The following is a 22,195-nucleotide window of genomic DNA, read 5'->3' as shown; positions in this document are numbered from 1 at the left end:
GGCTGGCCCGGGAAAGGCTCAGCCCTTGCTGCCGGCCTGCACCGCGCCGGCGCTGGCGACCGGCACCTGCCAGTCGCGCGCATCGACCACCACGCCTTCCTGCAGGCGTTCCTGGCCCTCGACCACCACCTTTTCGCCCGCCTTCAGACCGGTGCGCACCAGCCACTGGCGATCAACGCTGCCGTCGACTTCCAGCGTGCGGATCACCGCCTTGCCATCGCCACCGATCACCCAGGCATAGGCCTGGCCACCGGCGCTGCGCAGCACGGCCTGCTGCGGCACGGTCAGCGCACTGGCCGGTGCACCCCTCGGCACTTTCGCGCGCACATACATGCCGGGCAGCAGCTGGCGCTGCGGGTTGTCGACCAGGATGCGGAGGATCACATCACCGGTACGCGCATCGACGTTGATGCCGGAGAACAGCATCTGGCCACGCTCGGACAGCGGCTTGCCGGCGGCACCGATGATCGTCACCGGCAGCTCGCCACCACCGGCAGCACTGCGCTGCAGCGATTCCAGCTGGGCCGCCGGCTGGCGCACATCGACGTAGACCTGGTCGATCTGCTGTACCACCGCCATCGGCTCGGCATCGGCCACGCCGACCAGTGCGCCTTCGGTCACCAGCGCCTGGTCGATGCGGCCGGCAATCGGCGCGCTGACCGTGGCATAGCGCAGGTCGAGCTGGCGACGGGCCAGGATCGCGCGCGCTTCATTCACCGCGGCACGGGCCTGTTCGTACTCGGCACTGGCATCGTCGCGATGCTGCTGGCTGACGGCCTGTGCCGCGGCCAGTGCATGCAGGCGCTGCGACTGCACGCGACTGCGGCCCAGGGCGGCCTCACTGCGCTGCAGCGCGGCCAGTGCCGAATCGACATCGGCACGGAAGGCCGCCGGATCGATCTGGAACAGGGCCTGGCCGGCGTCTACTTCCGCGCCCTGGTCAAACAGCCGGCGCTGCACGATGCCACCCACCTGCGCTCGGATCTGCGCGGTGCGCACGGCGGCCACGCGGCCAGGCAGTTCGTCGTCACGCTGCACCACCTGCGGGCCGACGGTAACCACGCTCACGCGGGGTGCGGCTTCGGGCGTGGCTTCGGGGTGTGGAGCAGGCCGTCATGGCCAGGGCGAGGGCCGCGATCAACGCGACCGGAGTCCTGAAGGTTCTCATTGCTGTGCACAATGCCGCGCGGGCGGCTGATAGGTTCTGAAGAACCCAGTGTGCGTGGCGATGATGGGGTTTCGATGGAGGAACTGTGGAGATACGATGGAGGCAAGCACCTTAAGGCCCCGCCCCTGCATGCATGCCGCCCCTGCCCTCGCCGCCCTCGTCCTGATCGTCGAGGATGAGGCCGAGATCGCCGACATTCTTACCGCCTATCTGGAACGCGAAGGACTGCGTACGCTGCGCGCCGCCGACGGCCACAGCGCACTGGACCTGCATCGCAGCGCCCGCCCCGACCTGGTCCTGCTCGACGTGCAGCTGCCGCGGCTGGATGGCTGGAGCGTGCTGACCCAGCTGCGCCAGCGCGGCGAGACGCCGGTGATCATGCTGACCGCACTGGACCAGGACCTGGACAAGCTGACCGCACTGCGCATGGGCGCTGATGACTACGTGGTCAAACCATTCAATCCGGCCGAAGTGGCGGCGCGCGTACGCGCCGTGCTGCGGCGTACGTTGCGCGCCTCGCGCGTGGATGCCCCGACCGCGCTGCGGGCGGGCCCGCTGCTGATCGACTCGGCCACCCACGCCGTACACGTGGAAGGCGAAGGCTACAGCCACGAAGTGCTGCTCACGCTCACCGAGTTCAAGCTGCTGCACTGCATGGCGCTGGCGCCGACCCGCATCTTCAGCCGCAGCGAACTGATGCACGAATGCCTGCCGGAAAGCGAGGCGCTGGAGCGCACGGTCGACAGCCATGTCAGCAAGCTGCGCCGCAAGCTGGATGAAGTGGGCATGGTCAATGTGCCGGCCAGCGTGCGTGGCGTCGGCTACCGGTTGATGGCCGACCGCTGATGGCCCGCCTGCGCCGCTCCGGGCTCAGCCGCCACATCATCGTCTCGATGTCGCTGATGGTGATCGGCGTCATTGTGATGATGATCCTGTCATCGTGGCTGCTGTATGCGGTCCTGGTCGAATTCTTCCCCGGCACTACCGAGGAGCCGGAAAGCTGGCTGCCGACCGGCCCTGAACTGGCATGGATGGTCGGCGTGATCCTGACCGGCCTGGCGCTGGCCATCGCCGCCTCGTTCCGTCTTGCCCATCGCATCCTGTCGCCGTTGAATTCGCTGGTGGACAGCGTGCGCGCGCTCGCGGGCGGCGACCTCGGTGCCCGTGCCAGCGTCGAGGAAAACTCGCCGGGCGAAGTGGCCACCTTGGTCGAGGACTTCAATGCCATGGCGCGGCGGCTGCAGCACGTGGAGAGCGAGCGTGCGATGTGGCATGCAGCCATCGCCCATGAACTGCGGACTCCGGTGACGATCCTGCGCGGCCGCCTGCAGGGCCTGGCCGAGGGCGTCTTCCAGCCGGACGAATCACAGTTCCGCAGCCTGCTCGCCCAGGTCGAGGGCCTGTCACGACTGATCGAGGATCTGCGCGTGCTGAGCCTGTCCGACAATGCGCGGCTGGACGTGCGCCGCGCACGTACCGACGTGGTGGCCGAAGTGCATTCGGTGATGACCCTGGTCGATCCCCAGTTCCGCGCCGCCGGCTTCGTGCTGGAGCTGGAAACCAGCCGCGAAGAACACAACGCGCACTGCGACCCGACCCGCCTGCGCCAGGCGCTGCTGGCGCTGCTGGAGAACGCGCGCCGCTATGCCAGCCCGGGCAAGGTGCGGATTGCCGTGCATGACACACCGGGCCATGTGCAGGTAGCGATCGAGGATGAGGGCCCGGGCATCGACCCTGAGCTGCACGCCGACATCTTCTCTCCGTTCATGCGTGCCGACGGTTCGCGTTCGCGCCAGGGTGGCGGTAGCGGGCTCGGTCTGGCGGTGGTCAAGGCCATCGCCGACGCGCACGGCGGCCGCGTCTACTGCACGGCGGGCAACGCTGGTGGCAGCCGTTTCGTTATCGAGCTGCCGCGCCAATAGCCGGCGTGGCTGCCTGTTCCCGCAGGCGGGCACCGAGCGCAGCGAGGTTGGCGTCGATCGCATCCATTTCGTTGCGCTGCTTCTCCGGCAGCTGCTGACGCAGCTGTACGCGCAGCGTCTGCCAGGCCGGCACCGCCTGTGCGCTGGCGGTGGCAACCGCTTCGGCCAGCACCGCCTGCTCATCGGCCAGCGGCAACCCGTAGCCGCCGTCCGCCAGCAGCGTACCCGGGCGCAGCCATTGCCCACCCTGCTCCAGCAACTGGCGCAGGCCCCGGGTCTCGGCACTGTCCGGTGCGGCCAGCAGGCGCCGTTTCAGCACATCGCGCGCGCGCAGCTCGGCGCGGCGTTGCGCAGCCTGTTCCAGCAGCAGCAGGCCGGCGCTTGCGCGCAGGCCGCCCTGCAGCAACCACAGCGCACGCTGCTGTGCGGGCAGCTTCAACCAGCCGCGTACGTCGCGTGCGGGCAATGCCAGCTGGGCTGCCGCCACGCCGAACAACTGCTGGTAGTGATCGCGTGCCGAGGCGAAGTAGTAACCCTGCGCCTGTGCTGCATTGCGGTCCGTGAGTACCTGCTCGTCCAGCACATGCAGCTGCGACAGTCGACGCTTCAAACCACGCGGACTCAGCTGGGCCAGCCCGGCCTCCCCCAGCCGCGGCACACCCGCCTGCAGCAGCTTGGCGGTTTCCACCGCGCAGTTGTTGCTGACGAAGTAATAGCGCCCGTCATAGCTCCAGTGCACCTGCGCAGTGCGCTCGAGCAGGCTGGCGATCTCGCCGGGCGACAACTGCAACGGCAGCGACTGCAACCCGCGCAGTTCCACCTTGGTGTACTCATCCACCACCTGCTGCAGCGACAGCACGAACAGTCGCGACGGGTAGCCACCGGTAAGGCCACGCCAGTTGGAAATCTGCACGTCACCAACGAAGGCACGGAACGACAGCACCCGGTGGTACTCCAGGTCCAGTCGACAGTCCGGCCCCGGCGCACGGCCCGGCCGGCAGATCACCAGCCGCAGCATGCTGTGGCCCCAGCGGCTCATCGGCTGCGCGCTGCCTTCGGCAAACAGGTAGTCCACCGCGTAGACGCGTGCCGGGTCGAGTTGCAGCAACGACGCCGCGCCCTCTTCCGATTCAGCCTGCAGCAACGGCAGCGTGGTCGCGCAGTGCGACTGCGGCAGCGATGGCGGGGTTCCGAAATGGGCCTGGTACCACTGCGCCAGTGCCGGGCGCCGGCAGGCAAACTCGCTGTCGAGCACGAAATGCTCGGCGTTCACTGCCAGGTACTCGGCCGGATCTTTCAGTTCATACGCATCGGGACTACGGTCTCGGAAGTCATTGCCGCCACGGCCGAGATGCCAGGGCTTGCGCTGCCATCCGGCCAGATCACGCCAGCGCACACTGCGCGACCAGTTCGCCGCCGTACGGTCGGCAACATGGCTCAGTTCGTGTACCAGCGCGCTGCGGCGTGCGCGGCGCGCACCGGGCACGGCATCATCCAGCAGATCGCGGCGCAACGTGATGCGGCCGGCGAAGGCGCGGCCATGCACCTCGGCGGGAAGGCCATCACTCCAGCGCACCTGCACCTGCGCCGGCAGGGCGCGCAGCAGACCCTCCGGCAGCAGTGACTGTACGTCGGTCAGGGTCTGCGTCGCCACCTGCTGCTGTGCAGGGCTCAGCCCCGCAGGATCGAGCTGCAGGCGATCAGCCGCGTGCGCGACATGAGCGATCAGCAGTAGAGCCACGCCGTGCGTGGCTGCGTTCCGTGCAGATGTCATGGCGTTGCCGGCCAGCGGCCGGCACTACCCGAAGGCGGGATCAACGCGCCAGCAGCGCGCGGGCCAGTTCCAGGTCGCTCTGCTGCTGTGCGGCAGTGCTCTGCTCACGCAGGTGGACAAGCGCCGCCTGCAGGCGAGCGCCACGGATCTGGCCGTCGCTGGCGACGAACGCAGCGGCATCGTCGCGTGCAGCCATCACCACCTTGTCGTCACCCGAGCTGCTGCCCGAGGAACCGGAGGAAGCACCCGTGGCCGAACCGGCCGACGTGCCGGCGAAGCTGGAAGCGAAGCCGGCCAGCGGCAGGGACAGCAGGGCGAGCAGCAGAAGCGGACGGGTCATCGGTTCGAAGCCGGTTGTTAGGAAGCGTGGAGCGTAACGGGTGCGTGAAGGATTTGCCCGGCTCAAACGTCGAACAGCTTGCCGGGATTCAGCCGCGCTTGGGGATCGAACGCGCGTTTGACCGCCTTCATCAGGGCGATCTCGGCCGGGCCGCGGGTGCTGTCCAGGTAGCCCTTCTTGACCAGGCCGATGCCGTGCTCGGCCGAGATGCTGCCATCGAAGCGGGCCAGCACCTGCGCCAACAGCTTGGTTACGTGCTCGCATTGCGCCACGAAATCAGCGTCGCTGGTGTCGTCCGGCTTGAGCACATTGATGTGCAGATTGCCGTCACCGATGTGGCCGAACCAGACCACGTCGAAATGCGGATAGGCCTGCCCGATCAGCGCCTGGGTCTCGGCCAGGAACGCCGGCATCGACGAGATCCGCACCGAAACATCGTTTTTGTAGGGCTTGTAACGGGCAAGCGACTCAGTGATGCCTTCGCGCAGGCGCCACAGCTGCGCGGCCTGCGCGTCGCTGGCACTGATTACGCCATCGCTGACCCAGCCATTGCCCATGCAGTCCTCGAACGCGGCCATCGCCGCCGCTTCCTGGGCCTCGTCGCCCGCGGCGAACTCGGTCACCACGTAGTACGGATGCACCTCGTCGAACGGTGCCTGTGCGCCATGTGCCAGCACGTGCTCCAGCGCCCGGTCGGTGAAGAATTCGAAGGCCTGCAGCTGCAGGCGCGCGCGGAACGCGGCGAACACCTGCATCAGAACTTCAAAGCTCGGCACTGCCAGCAGCATCACGTTGCTGGCCGGCGGCGGGTCGGTCAATTTCACTGTGGCTTCGACGATCACACCCAGCGTGCCCTCCGAGCCGATCAGCAGCTGGCGGAAGTCATAGCCGCTGGAGTTCTTGATCAGCCCCTTGTTGAGTTCCAGCAACTCGCCGTCAGCGGTGACCACCTTCAGCCCTGCGATCCACTCGCGGGTGTTGCCGTAACGGATCACGCGGATGCCACCGGCATTGGTGGCGATGTTGCCGCCGATCGAGCAGGACCCGCGCGCGGCGAAATCCACCGGGTAGATCAAGCCATGGTCCAGCGCGGCATTGTGCACGGCTTCCAGCGGCATGCCGGCCTGCACCACCAGGGTGCGATCGACCGCGTCGTAGGCCAGCGCCTTGTTCATCCGTTCCAGGCTGAGCACCAGCTCGCCGTTGGCGGCCACCGCGCCACCCGAGAGGCCGGTGCGGCCACCGGACGGCACCACGGCCACGCCCTCGCCTGCGCTCCAGCGCATCACCGCCTGCACTTCCTCGACCGTGGCCGGCAGTGCGATCGCCAGCGGCGCCGGCGTCCAGCGCCGGGTCCAGTCGCGCCCGTAATGCTCCAGGTCGGACGGATCGGTCTTCAGCTTCAGGCCGGGGCAGGCTTGTTGCAGCGAGGCAATGCGGGAATCGGTCATGACGGTCCAGCGCGGTGCGTGAAGAACGGGCAAGCGTGCCAGCGGCACGCGCCAGCGTCCAGCCCCGCAGCCGTGCAGATAGCTACGGATGCAACCAATTGCGCACTGCACCATGGTCGCTGCGATCTGGCATAGTGGTCAGCCCCTGTCCCACTGGCCGTGTCGCCCCATGTCGCCGAAGAAGACCTCGTTCCCGAAGCAGGATATCCGCGTGCTGTTGCTGGAGGGGGTCAGCCAGACCGCCGTGGAGGTATTCAGCGCCGCCGGCTACAGCCAGATCGAAGCGCACACCAAGGCGCTGCCCGAGGACGAACTGAAGGCGCGCATCGCCGAGGCGCACATCGTCGGGATCCGTTCGCGCACCCAGCTCAGCGCCGAAGTGCTGGCCGAGGCCAAGCGCCTGATCGCGGTGGGCTGCTTCTGCATCGGCACCAACCAGGTCGACCTGGACGCGGCCGAGCTGGCCGGCATCCCGGTGTTCAATGCGCCCTATTCGAACACCCGCAGCGTGGCCGAGCTGGTGATTGCCGAGGCCATCATGCTGACCCGTGGCATTCCGCAGAAGAATGCCGAGTGCCATCGCGGCGGCTGGTCCAAGTCGGCCAGCGGCAGCCATGAGGTGCGTGGCAAGACCCTGGGCATCATCGGCTATGGCCACATCGGCACCCAGGTCGGCGTGCTGGCCGAATCGCTGGGCATGCAGGTGATCTTCCACGACGTGGAAACCAAGCTGGCGCTGGGCAATGCGCGTGCTGCGGCCAGCCTGGACGACCTGCTGGCCCGCGCCGACATCGTCACCCTGCACGTGCCGGAGACCCCGTCCACGCAGTGGATGATCGGCAGCACCGAGCTGGCGAAGATGCGCAAGGGCGCGCACCTGATCAACGCCGCGCGCGGCACCGTGGTCGACATCGATGCGCTGGACGCGGCGCTGGCCAGCGGCCACGTCGGCGGCGCCGCGCTGGACGTGTTCCCGGTCGAGCCGAAGGGCAATGGCGATATCTTCGAATCGCCGCTGACCCGCCACGACAATGTGATCCTGACCCCGCACGTAGGCGGCAGCACGCTGGAGGCGCAGGACAACATCGGCGTGGAGGTGGCGGCCAAGCTGGTGCGCTACAGCGACAACGGCAGCACCCTGTCGGCGGTCAACTTCCCGGAAGTGACCCTGCCCGAACACGAAGACAGCCTGCGCCTGCTGCACATCCACCAGAACGTGCCGGGCGTGCTGTCCAAGGTCAACGAGATCTTCTCGCGCCACAACGTCAACATCGACGGCCAGTTCCTGCGCACCGACCCGAAGGTGGGCTACGTGGTGATCGACATCACCGCCAGCGAGGAACAAGCCGCCGCCGTGCGCGACGAGCTGGCCGCGATTCCGGGCACGCTGCGCACGCGCATCCTGTACTGAAAAAAGGGACGGAGGGGATTAAGTCGTTTGCGGCACATGCGGCGTAAACGACTTAATCCCCTCCGTCCCCTTTTTCTTCAGCGCGTCAGCCACCGGCGCGCCATGCGCTGCATGGATTCGTCCGATTCCGGATCGGCGGCGACCTCGGTCACCGGCCGCCAGGCCAGCTCCAGCGATTCCTCGCTGAGCACGAAGGCCTCGCCACCCAGCGCCCGGATCACGAAACGCACGTCGTAGTGCCAGTGCCCCGGCACGTCCTTGCGCTCCGGAATCCAATGCTTGTCCAGATCGAAGATGGCCGGGTCTTCCAACACCAGGCCGCTCAGGCCCGACTCCTCCTCGGCTTCCTTCAGCGCCACCTGGGCCAGGTCGCGGTCGCCGTCGGCGTGGCCGCCCAGCTGCAGCCAGCGCTGCAGCTTGCGGTGATGGGTCAGCAGCAGGCGCTGGCCGTCGGCACTGACCAGCCAGCAGCTGGCGGTGAAGTGGCCGGCCAGCCGCTCGCGCCGGAACGGATCTTCCGGATCGTCCAACAATGTGCCGAATTCGGCAGCCAATGCGTCGTGGGCGGGCTCGCGGCGGGCGTAGTCCCGCAGCAGGCCACGCAGGCGATCGTCAAGCACGGCAAGGGTTTCGGCGGTCTGGCTCATGAATGGGCGGCGTTTGGAAAAATACTGCTCATTATCGCCGTTCATTGTTGCGATTGCGCTTGTGCGTTGGCTTCAGCTTTGGCTAAGGTACAGCGGGCCGTTCGCGCGGCCTTCACCATTCCAGGGTTGCCGGCAACGTATCGGCGGCCCACCCAATCCGATCACTAGGAAGTACTGCATGCTGAAAGCTCTGTTGAGGGTCAAGCCGGTTGAACCGGCCGGGCACGTCGATGCTGGCGAACCCATCGAAGGCAGCCTGGACGGCGAAGCCACGTTGAAACGGACCCTCACGGCTAAACACCTCATCCTGCTTGGCGTGGGTGCGGTGATCGGCGCAGGTATCTTCGTGCTGACCGGCCAGGCTGCGGCCAACCACGCTGGCCCGGCAGTGATGCTGTCGTTCGTCATCGCCGGTTTCGCCTGCGCCCTGGCGGGCCTGTGCTACGCCGAATTCGCGGCGATGATGCCGGTCTCCGGCAGCGCCTACTCCTACTCCTACGCCACCCTCGGCGAGGGCATGGCCTGGTTCATCGGCTGGTGCCTGGTGCTGGAATACCTGTTCGCCTCGGCCTCGGTCGCGGTGGGCTGGTCGGCGTACCTGATCAGCTTCATCACCACCACGCTGCACATGCCGTTCCCGGATGCGCTCAGCGCAGCCCCGATCGCCTGGACCGGCAGCGAGTTCATCGCCTCAGGCAAGCTGTTCAACCTGCCTGCAGTACTGATCGTGGCGGCGGTGTCCGGCCTGCTGTACGTGGGCGTGACCCAATCGGCCTTCGTCAACGCGATCATCGTGGCGATCAAGGTCACCGTCATCTGCCTGTTCATCGGCATCGGCGCGGCCCACATCGACCCGGCCAACTGGCAGCCGTTCATCCCGGAAAACACCGGCGTGGCGGGTGAGTTCGGCTGGAGCGGCGTGTTCCGTGCGGCCACCATCGTGTTCTTCGCCTACATCGGCTTCGATGCGGTCTCCACCGCCGCCGGTGAAACCAAGGACCCGCAGCGCAACATGCCGATCGGCCTGCTCGGCTCGCTGGCCGTGTGCACCATCGTCTACATCATCGTCTGCGCGGTGCTGACCGGCATGATGCCGTACCACCTGCTAGGCACCGACAAGCCGGTGGCCACCGCGCTGGAACCCTACCCGACCCTGTCCTGGCTGAAGACCCTGGTCGAGATCGGCGCCATCGCCGGCCTGTCCTCGGTGGTGCTGGTGATGATGATGGGCCAGACCCGCATCGCCTACACCATCTCCCGCGACGGCCTGCTGCCGAAGTTCTTCGGCAGGGTCCACGCCCGCTTCCGCACCCCGTACGTCGCCACCATCGTGGTCGGCGTGATCGCCGCCGCACTGGCCGGCCTGGTACCGCTGAACGTGCTGGGGGAACTGGTCTCGATGGGCACCCTGCTGGCCTTCGCCACGGTCTGCATCGGCGTGCTGGTGCTGCGCTATACCAAGCCGGAGATCCACCGCCCGTTCCGCGTGCCGGCGGTGTGGATCATCTGCCCGCTCGGCGCGGCTACCTGCCTGTTCCTGTTCTGGCAGGCGTTCGTGGTGCACTGGCACCTGTTCGTCGGCTGGACGCTGCTCGGCCTGCTGATCTACCTGGGCTACGGCATCCGCAACAGCAAGCTGGCCAAGTCGCCCTGATCCGCCTACGGGCCGGCCTCGTGCCGGCCCGTCCGTTTTCCCCGCGCGCCGCCCGTGGCGCGCTTCGACAAGACCACCACACATGTTCAAGCAACTGTGGGCCACCAAGCACCCGCATGCCGCCCATGAAGACGCCAACGGCCTGAGCCTGCGCCGCCACCTCGGCCCCTGGGGCCTGACCGCCCTGGGTATCGGCGCGGTGATCGGCGGCGGCATCTTCGTCATCACCGGCCAGGCCGCCGCCAACCACGCCGGCCCGGCCATCATGCTGTCCTTCGTACTGGCCGCCATCTGCTGCGCCTTCTGCGCGCTGGCCTATGCCGAGTTCGCCTCGATGGTGCCGGTCTCCGGCAGCGCCTACACCTACACCTACGCCACCTTCGGCGAGCTCTCGGCCTGGTTCATCGGCTGGATGCTGGTGCTCGAATACGGCGTCTCCGCCTCGGCGGTCGCGGTCAGCTGGACCGGCTATTTCCTCAGCCTGCTCAGCCAGTTCGACATCCATCTACCGGCGGCGCTGGTCAGTGCCCCACTCGATGCACAGCTGCGCCCCACCGGCGCGATCGCCAACCTGCCGGCCGCCGCACTGGTGCTGCTGCTGACCTGGCTGTGCTACGTCGGCATCAGCAAGTCCTCGGCGATGAACATGGCGATGGTCGTGCTCAAGACCGGCCTGATCGTGCTGGTCATCGTGGTCGGCTGGAAGTACGTGGACACCAGCAACTGGACCCCGTTCATTCCGGCCAACGAAGGCCCCGGCAAGTACGGCATGGAAGGCGTGCTGCGTGGCGCGGCGATGGTGTTCTTCGCCTACATCGGCTTCGAGGCGGTGTCGGTGGCGGCGCAGGAATCGAAGAATCCACAGCGCGACATGCCGTTCGGCATGATGCTGTCGCTGGTGATCTGCACCGTGCTGTACATCGCGATGGCCGCAGTGATGACCGGCCTGGTGCCGTTCCAACTGCTGGGCACCGACGAGCCGGTGGTGACCGCGGTGGCCGCGCATCCGCAGCTGGGCTGGTTGCGCTGGGTGGTCGAGGTCGGCGCACTGGTCGGCCTGTCCTCGGTGGTGCTGGTGATGATCATCGGGCAGCCGCGCATCTTCATGATCATGGGCCGCGACGGCCTGCTGCCGCCGGTGTTCACCAAGATCCACCCGAAGTACCGTACCCCGCACATCAACACGGTGATCACCGGTATCGGCATCGCGCTGCTGGCGGCGCTGTTCCCGCTGGACATCCTCGGCGAGCTGACCTCGATGGGCACGCTGATCGCGTTCGCTGCCGTGTGCGCCGGCGTGCTGATCCTGCGCCGCACCCAGCCGGACCTGCCGCGTCCGTTCCGCATGCCGATGGCGTGGCTGATCTGCAGCCTGGGCGTACTGAGCTGCCTTGCCCTGCTGTCGGCGATGACGATGCACAACTGGATGCTGATGGGGGTGTGGACGTTCGTCGGCTTCGTGATCTATTTCTGCTACGGCTTCAGGCACAGCCGGCTGCGGGGTAAGTGAGGTTTTTGCATTGCAGGGCCTGCGGCCCTGCACCCGCCCGGAGCAACGGCAACAGCTGGGCTGAAGGTTTGGCGGGGAGGCATGGGTTCGCGGGGACGCCGTGAATCCGTCCATGGAGGCTTAGCCGCGCCATCCATGGCGCGGATACCCCCGCGAACCCATGCCTCCCCGCCCCTGACACTCTCCCGGCGCGTCCGGTGGATCCACGCCATGCGTGGATGAATTCGGTCTGGGAAATGAATTCTCTGTAGAGCCGAGCCATGCTCGGCTCCGAGCAAGCGCAGCGCCGCGACCCGCTTCTGCCTTTCCTTCTTCACTCCGTGGCTGACGCGCACGGAACCTGTCCGTGGTCGGGCGGGTGGGTTGTGCAGGGGTGTCCGCGGCATGGATGCCGCGGCCAAGCCCCCAAGGTGAAGTGACCCCCGAGACTTGGACGGGGTCAGGCGGCCGATTGGGCCTGCTCCCGGTACTTTATCGGGCTCAGACCTTTCAGTTTCAGTTTGATGCGCTCTTCGTTGTAGTACTGGATGTATTCCACCAGCCCAGCCTCCAGACTCTCGAGGCTGTCAAAGCTGTTCAGGTAGAAGAACTCCGACTTCAGCGTTCCAAAGAAGCTCTCCATCGCCGCATTGTCCAGGCAGTTGCCGCGCCGGGACATGCTTTGCTTCAACGAGTGCTTTTCCAGCATATGCCGGTAGTTTTCATGCTGGTACTGCCAGCCCTGGTCGGAGTGGATCATCGGGCGCTCATCCGGGGAAAGCTTCTTGATGGCCTCCTCCAGCATTTGACCCACCAGATCAAATACGGGCCGACGCTTGATCTGATAAGCCACGATTTCGCCGTTGTAGAGGTCCATGATCGGCGACAGGTACAGCTTCATGCCCTGCACCTTGAACTCGGTCACGTCAGTCACCCACTTCTGGTTGGGCCGCTCGGCATGGAACTGGCGATTGAGGTCATTGCCAACCACAACATTGGCCGCCCCCTTGAAGGCCTGGTAGCGCTTCACACGCACCCGCGATTTCAGTCCCATCTCCCCCATCAGGCGCTGAACCCGCTTGTGATTGGTCCGATGACCCTGATTGGCTAATTCCAGCGTCACCGTGCGATAGCCATAGCGCCCTTGGCTTTGATCGTAGATTGCACGGATGCGCTCGCACAGGGCTGCCTCATCCTGATCCGGATGGGCCAGGACATGGTTCTGGTAATAGAACGTACTGCGTGACAGCTCAGCTGCTTCGAGCAGAAGCGACAGCGTATGAACCTGCCTCAATCCTTGGACGGCTTGCGCTTTGCGTCCTGCGCCGCCTGCTCTTCCCGGATCAAGGCATCGAGTTTTTTTAGGTAGTCGGTCTCCGCACGCAGATAGGCGACTTCCTTGAGCAGCTCATCGCGGCTCATATCCTCAGGTGGCTTGGACGAACGGGTCTTTTTCATCGGCTTTCGGGGCGGCGGCGGAGGGGGTGCCAACGCTTGGGCACCGCCTTGAGCATACAGGCGCCGCCATCGCCCCACCGCGCCGGCATCGCCAATTTGAAAGTAGGTGGTGGCCTCCCGCCCGGACAAGCCGTCCTGGCTCATCTTCTCCAGGACAGCCAGTTTGAACGGGAGGTCATAGGACCGGGCCTGGCGATGAAATCCCCGCCTACCATGCAGCCGATAGGTCGCCACCCAGCGCCTGACCGTGGAGAACTCCAGGCCGTGGCGACGGGCAATGGCTTTGACCGATGTGGAGGTCTTGCAGGCCTCTTTGGCGACCTGCAGTTTGAAACGCGCGTCGTATTTGTTCATGTATCCCTCGGGGTTGGATCTGGTGTCCAACTCCCGGGGGTCACTTCAAGGAAGGGTCTACGGCGTCCCCTGCACAGCCCACCCGCCCGGCCAAAGCAAGAAATCCAGCCCGGCGAGACAGCCACGAGGGGCTCAGCCGTTGGCCGAATCCAGTAAAATCGCCCGCATGAACGCCCCCACCTTCCCGTACGACACCGCGCGCCTGAGCGAACTGGCCCAGCTGCTGATCGACAACGTCCGCGAGCTGGCCCACGCCGGCTGGACGCCGGCCACCAGCAGCAACTTCTCCCACCGCCTGGACGACCGCCACGCCGCGATCACCGTCTCCGGCAAGGACAAGGGCCGCCTGATCGAGGACGACATCATGGTGGTGGACTTCGACGGCCTGGCCGTCGGCCGCCCGCTGCGCCCGTCCGCCGAAACCCTGCTGCACACCCAGCTGTATCGCCGCTTCCCGGAGATCGGCTGCGTGTTGCACACCCACTCGCCGGTGCAGACCATCGCCTCGCGCCTGTACGCGCCGCAGGGCCACATCCGCCTGGAAGGCTACGAGCTGCTGAAGGCCTTCGCCGGCAACAGCACCCACGAGATGGCCATCGACGTGCCGGTGTTCGCCAACACCCAGGACATGAACGTGCTTTCGAAGCAGGTCGATGACCTGCTCGACCGGCAGAACCTGTGGGGCTACCTGATCGACGGCCACGGCCTGTATGCCTGGGGCCGCGACATGGCCGAGGCACGCCGCCACCTGGAAGCGTTCGAGTTCCTGTTCCACTGCGAGCTGGAACTGCGCAAGCTGCGCGGCTGAACCCGCACGCAGGTGCAGATGCCGATCCGGAATCTGCACCTCGTGCCCACCCTGCTACCCTGTCTTCCCCCCGAGACGTTCAAGCTGCCGCCATGAGCCGACTGCGCATCTACGACGACACCCGCCCCGAATCACCGCTGCTGGACACCCAGGACGGCGCGGTCATCGCTGCCGAGCTGCAGAAGATCGGCGTCACCTTCGAGCGCTGGCAGGCCACCGCACCGGTCGCACCGGGCGCCAGCCAGGATGAAGTGTTCGCCGCTTACCGCGCCGACATCGACCGCCTGGTTGCCGAGCGCGGCTTCAAGAGCGTGGACGTGGCCTCGATCGCCCCGGACAACCCGAACCGCGCCGAGCTGCGCAGGAAGTTCCTCGACGAACACTTCCACAAGGAAGACGAGGTGCGCTTCTTCGTCGCGGGTTCCGGCCTGTTCACCCTGCACGTGGGTGACAAGGTCTATGAGATCGAGTGCGTGAAGGACGACCTGATCGCCGTACCCGATGGCACCACCCACTGGTTCGACATGGGCGACGAGCCCAGCTTCGTGGCGATCCGCTTCTTCACCGAACCGGATGGCTGGGTCGGTCACTTCACCGGCACCGACATCGCGCAGAAGTTCCCCCGTTACGTACCCACCCAGGCGTCCTGATCCATGCAGCCCCGCGTCATCCTGACCGACATCGAAGGCACCACCAGCAGCATCTCGTTCGTCAAGAACGTGCTGTTCCCCTATGCCCGCAAGGCGCTGCCCGCGTTCGTCGCCGAGCACGGCCAGCAGCCGGAAGTCCGCCGCTGGCTGGATGCGGTGGCCACCGAGATCGGCGGCGCCTGCCAGGACAGCCTGGTGGCCGAGACGCTGCAGGGCTGGATCGACCAGGACCGCAAGCACACCGCACTGAAGGCGCTGCAGGGCCTGATCTGGGACGAAGGCTACCGCCGCGGCGACTACACCGCGCACTTCTACCCGGAAGTGGCGCCGGTGCTGAAGGGCTGGCACGCCTCCGGCCTGCCGCTGTACGTGTACTCCTCCGGCTCGGTGCCGGCGCAGAAGCTGTTCTTCGGCTTCAGCGACGCCGGTGACCTCAGCCCGTTGGTGTCGGGCTGGTTCGACACCGAAGTCGGCGGCAAGCGCGAGGCCGACAGCTACCGCCGCATCGTGCAGGCCATTGGCGTGCCGGCCGGCGAGATCCTGTTCCTGTCGGATGTGGTGGAAGAACTGGATGCCGCCCGCGAAGCCGGCCTGCAGACCCGCCTGATTGATCGCCTGGATGACTACCCGCTGCCGCGCACCGGCCAGGCCGCCAACGGCCACGAGCGGGTCGAGAATTTCCAGCAGATTCAGCTGTAAGCAAGAAAAAGGGGACGGAGGGGGATTAAGTCGTTTGTGGCACACATGGGCCACAAACGACTTAATCCCCTCCGTCCCCTTTTTTGCTCAACGATCGTTGAGGGTTTTTACCTTCAGCGCTTCGCGCAGCGTCGTCAGATCCACCGGGCCACGCACTGCGATGTCGCGGGTTTCGCCCGGCAGCAGATCCAGCAGGTTGTCTTCCACCTGCACGTCCAATGCACCGAAGTCGATCCACGCCGAACGCATGTAGGCCGCGCTTTCCAATCGCAGACGGTAGTGGTCGCCTTCAATGGACAGGCTGGCCTTGAGCTTCTGCCGCGGCAGGATCTGATCCTTGGCCTCAACGAAGCCGACCACCTGGCGGGCACTCACCGCCCCGTTCTGCAGCAGTTCGAACACGGCCACCGTGCGCTTTGGATCGGCACCGGCCAGCAATTCGGCGTCGCGGAAATCACCGATCGAGGTGACACCGGCGGCAGCCAGCGACACCGCTTCCTCGCGGCGGCGAAGCACCTTGCCGTCTACATCCATCACCCGCAACCGCCAACGTGCATCCAGCGCGGCGCCATCATTGATCAGGCGCACCCGCGTGCTGCCTTCGTCGCGCAGCGCCGCCACCGCCACCGGCGCGAAGAAACGCCGCGCGGCGAAGTGCAGCGCCTTCCAGCGACCGAAGTAGTCCACGCTGGACCATGAAGCACCTGGCCAGACGTCGTTGAGCTGCCAGTACAGCGAGCCCATCGTGTACGGCCGCGAGGCGCGATGATGCAGCGCCGCCAGTGCGATGCCATCGGCCTGCATCACCTGGCTGAGGTAGACGAAGTCCTCGAAGTCCTTCGGCGTGCCGTAGCCCAGTTCGATGTAGTGCAGCAGGCGGCTGTTGCCCTCGCCGGCCATGAATTTCTGGTGCGCGCGGATCACCGGGCTGTCGATGCGCTGCTCGGCGCGGGTGGCGATCTGGTCCACCGTCGCCACCGACGGCCACGCCTGCAGCCCGTACTCGGACATGAAGCGCGGGGTCTCGCGCAGGTAGGCCTGCACCGGCAACGCCGGATTGCCCCAGACCTGCCAGTAGTGCTTGTCGCCACGCGTTGAATCGTTGGCCTTCTCGTCAAGGTCGTTGCTGGGCGAGCTGGACCAGTACGGCACGCCCAGCCCTTCCTCGCCCACCACCTGGCGCAGGTCGTTGCCGAACAGGTCGACGTAGCCCTGCCAGACCTTCGCCGCAAATGCCGGGTCAGCTGCCTTCAGGTCGCGGCCGTGACCCCAGTCCTTCCAGGCGGTTTCCTCCTCGTTGTTGCCACACCACAGCACGATGCTGGGGTGATGGCGCAGCCGGCGCACGTTGTCGCGCGCCTCGGCCACCACGCTGGTACGGAATGCCGGATCGTAGCCCGGCTGCATGCCGCCGCCGAACATGAAATCCTGCCAGACCAGCAGGCCTAGCTCGTCGGCGATGTCGAAGAACGCGTCGTCCTCGTAGTAGCCACCGCCCCAGTTGCGCAGCATGTTCATGTTGGCATCGCGCGCGGCGGTCAGCACCTGGCGCAGGCGTGCGGCATCGACGCGTGCGGGGAAGGCATCGAACGGAATGACGTTGGCGCCCTTGGCAAAGATCTCCACACCATTGATGACGAAGGCGAAGCCCTGCCCTCCCTTGCCGTCTTCCTCGCGGCGCAGTTCGACCGTGCGCAGGCCGATGCGCTGCTCGCGCGCCAGCGTTGCATCGCCGCCACCATCCAGGCCAGCCTTCACGGTATAGCGATCCTGCGCACCATGGCCCACCGGCCACCAGCGCCGCGGCGTGGCCAGCTCAACCGGCAGCTCAACCGTATTCTGGCCCGGCTTCAGCAACACCGTGCGTTGCACCTGGGCCACGTTGCGGCCTTCCGGATCCTGCACATCCACAGTGACCATCGCAGAACCGGCAGCGCTGCCCTGCTCCACCTGCAGCAACACCGCCAGTTTCGCCTGCTCCGCGCTCAATGCATCGGTACGCACGGCAAGATCGGTCAGGCGGTGCGCGTCCCAGGCCTGCAGGTCGACCCCGCGCCACACGCCGGCGGTGACATAACGCGGGCCCCAGTCCCAGCCGAAGTGGTAGGCCGGCTTGCGCGCGAAGTTGCCGACCATCGCCTCCTTCGGTTCATCGCCATACGGCGACGGGTAATTGCCGGCGATCTTGTGCGGCATCGCCTGCACGCCCGGCAGCAGGGTCCGAATCGGCGAGCGGAACACGATCTGCAGTTCATTGCCTTTCGCGCGCAGGCGCCCGTCCACACGTGCACGCCACGTGCGGTGCGCGTTGTCCGCGCGCAGCAGCGGCTTGCCGTTGAGGCTGACCTCGGCGAAGGTATCCAGCCCGTCGAAACGCAGCTCGGCATTCGGCTTGGCCAGCGTCGCCGCATCCACGTCAAAGCGGGCGCGGTACTCCCAGGCAGCCAGGCCGATCCATTGCAGCTCGGCCTCGGGTGCACCGACGTACGGATCGCGGATCAGCCCATGCGCCAGCAGGTCGGTGTGCACGCTGCCCGGCACCTTCGCCGCCCGCCATTGCTGCAGGCCCGGGTGGGCTGCACCCTCGGCGTCGCCGGGCAGCATGCGGAATTCCCACTGCGCCTGCAGAGGCGCTGCAGTTGCCGGGAAAGCGGAGGCTGCGACCAGCAGCAGGAGCAGACGGACAACGAGGGAAAGGCGATGCACGTGGCGCTCCTGTTTTTCCGCCGGGCGTGACCCAGCGCTACCGATTTCGGATTGCCAGGCATGGCCTGGCACTACTGCATTCGAACGATCTTCAACGCACGACGTTCAACACTTCGTAGCACGCGCCCATGGTGTGGTAATCCACCTTGCCGGCAGGGCTTTTCTCGTCGCTGTACTTGCGGTTGTCGGCATCGAGAATGCGGAACCATGCACCGTACTGGTGGTCGACGAAGTGCTCCCACGAATACGCCCAGATGCGTTCGTACCACTGCCAGTAGCGGTCATCGCCGGTGCGCTTGGCCATCAGCGCGGCCGTAGCCAGCGTTTCGGCCTGCACCCAGAAGTACTTGTCGTCGTCGCAGACGAAGCTGTCGCCGCCGATCGGGGCGCCGTCCATACCGGGCTGCCGGCGCGATTCCGGTGCGAAGCCGTAGTACAGGCCACCACGGGTGTCGTCCCAGCTGCGCGCCACGGCCACGTCGAACAGATGCTGCGCGGTCGGCACCAGCCAGTCGGCCTGCACGTGGCGATCGAGGATCAGCAGCAGTTTGGCCCACTCGGTCTGATGCCCCGGCTGGAAGCCCCACGGGCGGAACAGGTGCTTGGGATCGTCCAGGTTGTAGTCCCAGTCGATTTCCCAGTTCACATCGTAATGTTCCCAGACCAGGCCACCGGCCTTGGCGGCCTGGCGGCGGGTCATGTTGTCGGCCAGCTGCAGCGCGCGCTCGACATAGCGCTGCTCGCCACTGGCCTCGAACGCGGCCAGCATCGCCTCGCACATGTGCATGTTGGCGTTCTGGCCGCGGTAGCCGGTGAAGCTCCACTGGCCGTCAGCCTCGTCCTTGTACAGGCCATGCTGCGGCTCCCAGAAGCGTGCTTCCAGCAGCTGCCAGGTTTCGTCCATCCAGTCGCGCGCCTGCTCGATGCCGGCCTTCAGCGCGCAACTGTAGGCCAGCAGCACGAAGGCCACGCCGTAGCAGTGGTTCATATCGTCCTCGACCTTGCCGTCGCGCAGGGTCCAGGCATAACCGCCGGTGGCCGGGTTGCGGTGCACCTCGCGCAGATAGCGCACGCCATGCTCGACAGCCTCCCGGTATTCGGCATTGCCGAACTCGCGGTAGGCCATCGCATAGTTGAAGACGAAGCGGGTGCTGCTCACCAGGTGGCGGTGGCTGGCATCGTAGATGCTGCCGTCATCACGGAAGTAGTGGAAGAAACCGCCGTCCGGATCGATGCAGCGCGGGTGGTAGAACGCCATCGTATCGGCGATGTGCGCGCGCAGGAACGCGGGCGAACGGAAATCGGGCGAGGTGCTCATGCGGTAATGTCCTGGGCCTGCAGCAGCTGCTGCACTTCATCGAGCGAGGGCATCGCGGCGAACGCGCCCTTGCGGGTAACAGCCAGCGCACCCACGGCGGCACCGAAGCGCAGCGTGGCGGTGATCGCCTCCGGGTCCTGGCAGAACGCGGCAAAGCCTGCGCCCGCCCCACCACGCTCCAGCAGGCCGACCAGCACGCCACCGACGAAGGCATCGCCGGCGGCCGTGGTATCGACGGTGGCCACGCGGAAGCTGGTGACCGTGCCGTGGTTGTCGCGCGTGTACCAGTGCAGCGTGGCCGCACCATCGGTAACGATGACCCAGCGCGCCTGCGCGGCCAGAAGGCGCTTGAGCACCACTGACTCGCCATCGGCACCCAGCGGTGCCGCCAGGTAATCCAGCTCCTCGCGCGACAGCTTGACCAGGTCGGCGCGCTCCAGCGCCTGCCACAGGCGCGGCGTCGGATCTTCGTTGGCTGGCCACAGAGCCGGGCGCAGGTTGAGGTCCAGGCTGACCACCGCACCGGCGGCACGGGCGCGCTCCATGCCGGCGAAGGTCGCCTCGGCGATGGCCGGCTCGGTCAGGCTGTTGGAACAGACGTGGAAGCACTGCGCGCTGTCGAGGCACTCCGCCTGGAAGTCACTGTCACGGAACAGCAGGTCAGCCGCCGGCGGGCGGTAGAAACTGAAGCTGCGCTCGCCACTGGCATCCAGCGCGACGAAGGCCAACGCAGTCTTGGCGGCGTCGGTGCGCACGATGTAATCCGTGCCCACGCCGTGCTCGACCAGACTGTCGGCCAGGAAGTCACCGAACATGTCGCGGCCAAGCATGCCGACGAACTGGGTCTTCGCCCCCAGCCGCGCAGCCGCCACCGCCACGTTGGCCGGCGCACCGCCGGCGTACTGCAGGAACGCGCGCGGGGTATCGGCCGAGGCCGGCGGCTGCGCTAGTAGATCGATCAAAATTTCGCCGAAGCAGACAATGGCACCCATTTCCGACTCAGCCTCCCTGCGTTGCGGAAGCCGGCGGGCGCGAACCCACCAGACCGTAGAAGATGATGTAGACGTAGCAGACCACCGGCAGCACGAAGCTGAGGTGCAGACCGATGCGGTCGGCCAGCATGCCCTGCAGCAGCGGGATGATCGCGCCGCCGACAATGGCCATGATCAACAGGCTGGACGCCTTGTTGGTCAGCGGGCCCAGGCGTTCGATGGCCAGCGAGAAGATGGTCGGGAACATGATGGAATTGAACAGACCGGTCGCCACGATGCCGTACAGCGCGACCTTGCCACCCGACGCCAGCGTGACGCCCAGCAGCACCACATTGGCCACTGCGAATCCGGCCAGCAGGCCGCGCGGCGAGTACTTGGCCAGCAGCCACGCACCTGCAAAGCGACCAACCATGGCGCAGCCCCAGTAGGCCGACACATAGTGCGTGGCCTGCTGTTCAGTCATGCCGCCGATCTCCGGCAGTGCCAGGTAGTTCACCATCAGGCTGCCGATGGACACCTCAGCACCGACGTAGAAGAAAATAGCCAGCACGCCGAAAAGTACGTGCGGATGCTTGAGTGCATCCAGCAGCGTGTGGTGGCCGCTGTCGGCCTGCTCGGTTGTCTCGGTCAGGCTGGGCAGGCGGAACAGGTAGACGAACACTGCCAGCAGCACCAGTGCGATGGCCAGGCCCACGTACGGGCCCTGCACCGACTGCGCTTCGGCGGTACGGTAGGCAATCTGTTCGGCCACGGGCAGCGCGTTGATCTCGTCGCCGCTCTTCACTGCGGTGCTCAGAATCAGGAAACCACCAAACAGCGGCGCCAGCGTGGTACCCAACGAGTTGAGTGCCTGCGCCAGGGTCAGACGGCTCGATGCGGTCTGTTCCGGGCCCAGCAGCGCGACGTAGGGATTGGCTGCCACCTGCAGCACGGTAATGCCGGTGGCAAGTACGAACAGCGAACCAAGGAACGCTTCATAGGTGCGCAATGCAGCCGACGGCCAGAAGCCCAGCGCGCCCACGCCGGCGATCAGCAGGCCGGCGATGATGCCCTTCTTGTAGCCCAGGTGGGCCACCAGCCGACCGGCCGGCACCGACATCAGGAAGTACGCGCCGAAGAAGGTGAACTGCACCAGCATCGCGCGGGTGTAATTCAGTTCGAACACCGCCTTCAGGTGCGGAATCAGCACGTCGTTGAGGCTGGTCAGGAAGCCCCACATGAAGAATATGGTGGTGGCAACCGCCAGAGCAGCACGGACATTCATGACCGGCGCCTGGCTGCTGGAGGTACCCGATGGACGGGGCGTTGCGGAGATCGGCATGCGGTACGCGCCTCGATGCGCGGAAGGTCGTTG

General features: G+C 66.3%; 17 protein-coding genes and 1 pseudogene. 8 read left to right on the top strand and 10 right to left on the bottom strand.

All coding sequences use genetic code 11. From position 1 onward, the window contains the following. Window positions 1-18: 18 nt before the first annotated feature. Window positions 19-1,168: pseudogene (locus tag ACZK3W_RS10225) on the bottom strand (efflux RND transporter periplasmic adaptor subunit). A 129-nt stretch (window positions 1,169-1,297) separates the two neighbouring features. Here ACZK3W_RS10225 and ACZK3W_RS10220 point away from each other — a divergent pair. Both ACZK3W_RS10220 and ACZK3W_RS10215 read left to right on the top strand, forming a co-directional pair. Beyond that, complete coding sequence (locus tag ACZK3W_RS10220; RefSeq protein ID WP_020424480.1) at window positions 1,298-2,014, top strand: response regulator; 717 nt, start codon at window positions 1,298-1,300, stop codon at window positions 2,012-2,014. After that, on the top strand, window positions 2,014-3,090 hold the full coding sequence (locus tag ACZK3W_RS10215) for an ATP-binding protein (RefSeq protein WP_032128780.1): 1,077 nt from the start codon (window positions 2,014-2,016) through the stop codon (window positions 3,088-3,090). Before ACZK3W_RS10220 ends, ACZK3W_RS10215 begins: the two co-directional genes overlap by 1 nt. On the opposite strand, the gene ACZK3W_RS10210 is transcribed toward ACZK3W_RS10215, so the two are convergent. From ACZK3W_RS10210 to ACZK3W_RS10200, 3 genes are all read right to left on the bottom strand, one after another. Next, window positions 3,068-4,864, bottom strand: coding sequence for a DUF7844 domain-containing protein (locus ACZK3W_RS10210; RefSeq protein WP_478450769.1), 1,797 nt, complete (start codon window positions 4,862-4,864; stop codon window positions 3,068-3,070). The genes ACZK3W_RS10215 and ACZK3W_RS10210 overlap by 23 nt on opposite strands. A gap of 40 nt (window positions 4,865-4,904) precedes the next feature. Beyond that, a complete protein-coding gene (locus ACZK3W_RS10205; RefSeq protein WP_125895394.1) occupies window positions 4,905-5,204 on the bottom strand; it encodes a DUF2388 domain-containing protein in 300 nt (99 codons plus the stop codon). Between the two features lie 62 nt (window positions 5,205-5,266). Then, on the bottom strand, window positions 5,267-6,655 hold the full coding sequence (locus ACZK3W_RS10200; RefSeq protein ID WP_049400143.1) for an FAD-binding oxidoreductase: 1,389 nt from the start codon (window positions 6,653-6,655) through the stop codon (window positions 5,267-5,269). Between the two features lie 169 nt (window positions 6,656-6,824). Between ACZK3W_RS10200 and serA the strand changes: the two genes are divergently transcribed. Then, on the top strand, window positions 6,825-8,066 hold the full coding sequence (gene serA / locus ACZK3W_RS10195; protein ID WP_125895396.1) for a phosphoglycerate dehydrogenase: 1,242 nt from the start codon (window positions 6,825-6,827) through the stop codon (window positions 8,064-8,066). 77 nt (window positions 8,067-8,143) lie between these two features. On the opposite strand, the gene ACZK3W_RS10190 is transcribed toward serA, so the two are convergent. After that, the gene (locus ACZK3W_RS10190) at window positions 8,144-8,758 is read right to left on the bottom strand and encodes an NUDIX hydrolase (RefSeq protein ID WP_125895397.1); all 615 of its coding nucleotides are present in this window, start codon (window positions 8,756-8,758) and stop codon (window positions 8,144-8,146) included. 133 nt (window positions 8,759-8,891) lie between these two features. On the opposite strand from ACZK3W_RS10190, the gene ACZK3W_RS10185 reads away from it, so the two are divergent. Together ACZK3W_RS10185 and ACZK3W_RS10180 are read left to right on the top strand one after the other, a co-directional pair. Then, window positions 8,892-10,367, top strand: a complete 1,476-nt coding sequence (locus ACZK3W_RS10185) for an amino acid permease (protein WP_121503164.1) — start codon at window positions 8,892-8,894, stop codon at window positions 10,365-10,367. A gap of 82 nt (window positions 10,368-10,449) precedes the next feature. Beyond that, window positions 10,450-11,877: an amino acid permease gene (locus tag ACZK3W_RS10180; protein WP_032128776.1), complete on the top strand. Its 1,428-nt coding sequence runs from the start codon at window positions 10,450-10,452 to the stop codon at window positions 11,875-11,877. A 439-nt stretch (window positions 11,878-12,316) separates the two neighbouring features. On the opposite strand, the gene ACZK3W_RS10175 is transcribed toward ACZK3W_RS10180, so the two are convergent. Beyond that, window positions 12,317-13,668 (bottom strand): IS3-like element ISStma2 family transposase gene (locus ACZK3W_RS10175; RefSeq protein WP_132810585.1). Its coding sequence is split into 2 segments (ribosomal slippage): window positions 12,317-13,221 and window positions 13,221-13,668, totalling 1,353 coding nucleotides; the frame shifts between segments, so codons are not numbered across the junction. Window positions 13,669-13,834: 166 nt separating this feature from the next. Here ACZK3W_RS10175 and ACZK3W_RS10170 point away from each other — a divergent pair. The 3 genes from ACZK3W_RS10170 (at window position 13,835) to mtnC (ending at window position 15,825) form a co-directional block, all read left to right on the top strand. After that, a complete protein-coding gene (locus ACZK3W_RS10170) occupies window positions 13,835-14,476 on the top strand; it encodes a methylthioribulose 1-phosphate dehydratase (RefSeq protein WP_049434984.1) in 642 nt (213 codons plus the stop codon). Between the two features lie 92 nt (window positions 14,477-14,568). Continuing rightward, window positions 14,569-15,126 (top strand): 1,2-dihydroxy-3-keto-5-methylthiopentene dioxygenase, encoded by a 558-nt coding sequence (locus tag ACZK3W_RS10165; protein WP_014037028.1) that lies wholly within the window; start codon window positions 14,569-14,571, stop codon window positions 15,124-15,126. Window positions 15,127-15,129: 3 nt separating this feature from the next. Next, window positions 15,130-15,825 carry an acireductone synthase gene (gene mtnC, locus ACZK3W_RS10160; RefSeq protein WP_043397315.1) on the top strand — a complete coding sequence of 232 codons (696 nt, stop codon included), beginning with the start codon at window positions 15,130-15,132 and terminating at the stop codon, window positions 15,823-15,825. 87 nt (window positions 15,826-15,912) lie between these two features. Here the strand turns inward: mtnC and ACZK3W_RS10155 are convergent, their stop codons facing one another. The 4 genes from ACZK3W_RS10155 to fucP all read right to left on the bottom strand — a co-directional run bounded on the left by ACZK3W_RS10155 (window position 15,913) and on the right by fucP (window position 22,105). Next, complete coding sequence (locus ACZK3W_RS10155) at window positions 15,913-18,531, bottom strand: beta-mannosidase (protein ID WP_125895901.1); 2,619 nt, start codon at window positions 18,529-18,531, stop codon at window positions 15,913-15,915. A 91-nt stretch (window positions 18,532-18,622) separates the two neighbouring features. Continuing rightward, complete coding sequence (locus ACZK3W_RS10150) at window positions 18,623-19,849, bottom strand: AGE family epimerase/isomerase (RefSeq protein WP_100468325.1); 1,227 nt, start codon at window positions 19,847-19,849, stop codon at window positions 18,623-18,625. Then, window positions 19,846-20,841, bottom strand: a complete 996-nt coding sequence (locus ACZK3W_RS10145; RefSeq protein WP_032130344.1) for a carbohydrate kinase family protein — start codon at window positions 20,839-20,841, stop codon at window positions 19,846-19,848. Before ACZK3W_RS10145 ends, ACZK3W_RS10150 begins: the two co-directional genes overlap by 4 nt. 7 nt (window positions 20,842-20,848) lie before the next feature. Beyond that, entirely contained in the window at window positions 20,849-22,105 is a 1,257-nt protein-coding gene (gene fucP, locus ACZK3W_RS10140; RefSeq protein ID WP_373695424.1) for an L-fucose:H+ symporter permease, read from the bottom strand. Window positions 22,106-22,195 lie beyond the last annotated feature (90 nt).

This window comes from Stenotrophomonas sp. 80084_Sma, assembly GCF_056481995.1.
This window is presented reverse-complemented; position numbering and strand designations above follow the sequence as displayed.

Excerpts from the sequence above, each read along its gene's own strand:
- ACZK3W_RS10210 (WP_478450769.1), bottom strand. The coding sequence starts at position 4,864 with ATGACATCTGCACGGAACGCAGCCACGCACGGCGTGGCTCTACTGCTG.
- ACZK3W_RS10170 (WP_049434984.1), top strand. The coding sequence starts at position 13,835 with ATGAACGCCCCCACCTTCCCGTACGACACCGCGCGCCTGAGCGAACTG.
- mtnC (WP_043397315.1), top strand. The coding sequence starts at position 15,130 with ATGCAGCCCCGCGTCATCCTGACCGACATCGAAGGCACCACCAGCAGC.
- ACZK3W_RS10190 (WP_125895397.1), bottom strand. The coding sequence starts at position 8,758 with ATGAACGGCGATAATGAGCAGTATTTTTCCAAACGCCGCCCATTCATG.
- serA (WP_125895396.1), top strand. The coding sequence starts at position 6,825 with ATGTCGCCGAAGAAGACCTCGTTCCCGAAGCAGGATATCCGCGTGCTG.
- fucP (WP_373695424.1), bottom strand. The coding sequence starts at position 22,105 with ATGAATGTCCGTGCTGCTCTGGCGGTTGCCACCACCATATTCTTCATG.
- ACZK3W_RS10220 (WP_020424480.1), top strand. The coding sequence starts at position 1,298 with ATGCATGCCGCCCCTGCCCTCGCCGCCCTCGTCCTGATCGTCGAGGAT.
- ACZK3W_RS10180 (WP_032128776.1), top strand. The coding sequence starts at position 10,450 with ATGTTCAAGCAACTGTGGGCCACCAAGCACCCGCATGCCGCCCATGAA.
- ACZK3W_RS10200 (WP_049400143.1), bottom strand. The coding sequence starts at position 6,655 with ATGACCGATTCCCGCATTGCCTCGCTGCAACAAGCCTGCCCCGGCCTG.
- ACZK3W_RS10150 (WP_100468325.1), bottom strand. The coding sequence starts at position 19,849 with ATGAGCACCTCGCCCGATTTCCGTTCGCCCGCGTTCCTGCGCGCGCAC.
- ACZK3W_RS10165 (WP_014037028.1), top strand. The coding sequence starts at position 14,569 with ATGAGCCGACTGCGCATCTACGACGACACCCGCCCCGAATCACCGCTG.
- ACZK3W_RS10205 (WP_125895394.1), bottom strand. The coding sequence starts at position 5,204 with ATGACCCGTCCGCTTCTGCTGCTCGCCCTGCTGTCCCTGCCGCTGGCC.
- ACZK3W_RS10215 (WP_032128780.1), top strand. The coding sequence starts at position 2,014 with ATGGCCCGCCTGCGCCGCTCCGGGCTCAGCCGCCACATCATCGTCTCG.
- ACZK3W_RS10145 (WP_032130344.1), bottom strand. The coding sequence starts at position 20,841 with ATGGGTGCCATTGTCTGCTTCGGCGAAATTTTGATCGATCTACTAGCG.
- ACZK3W_RS10185 (WP_121503164.1), top strand. The coding sequence starts at position 8,892 with ATGCTGAAAGCTCTGTTGAGGGTCAAGCCGGTTGAACCGGCCGGGCAC.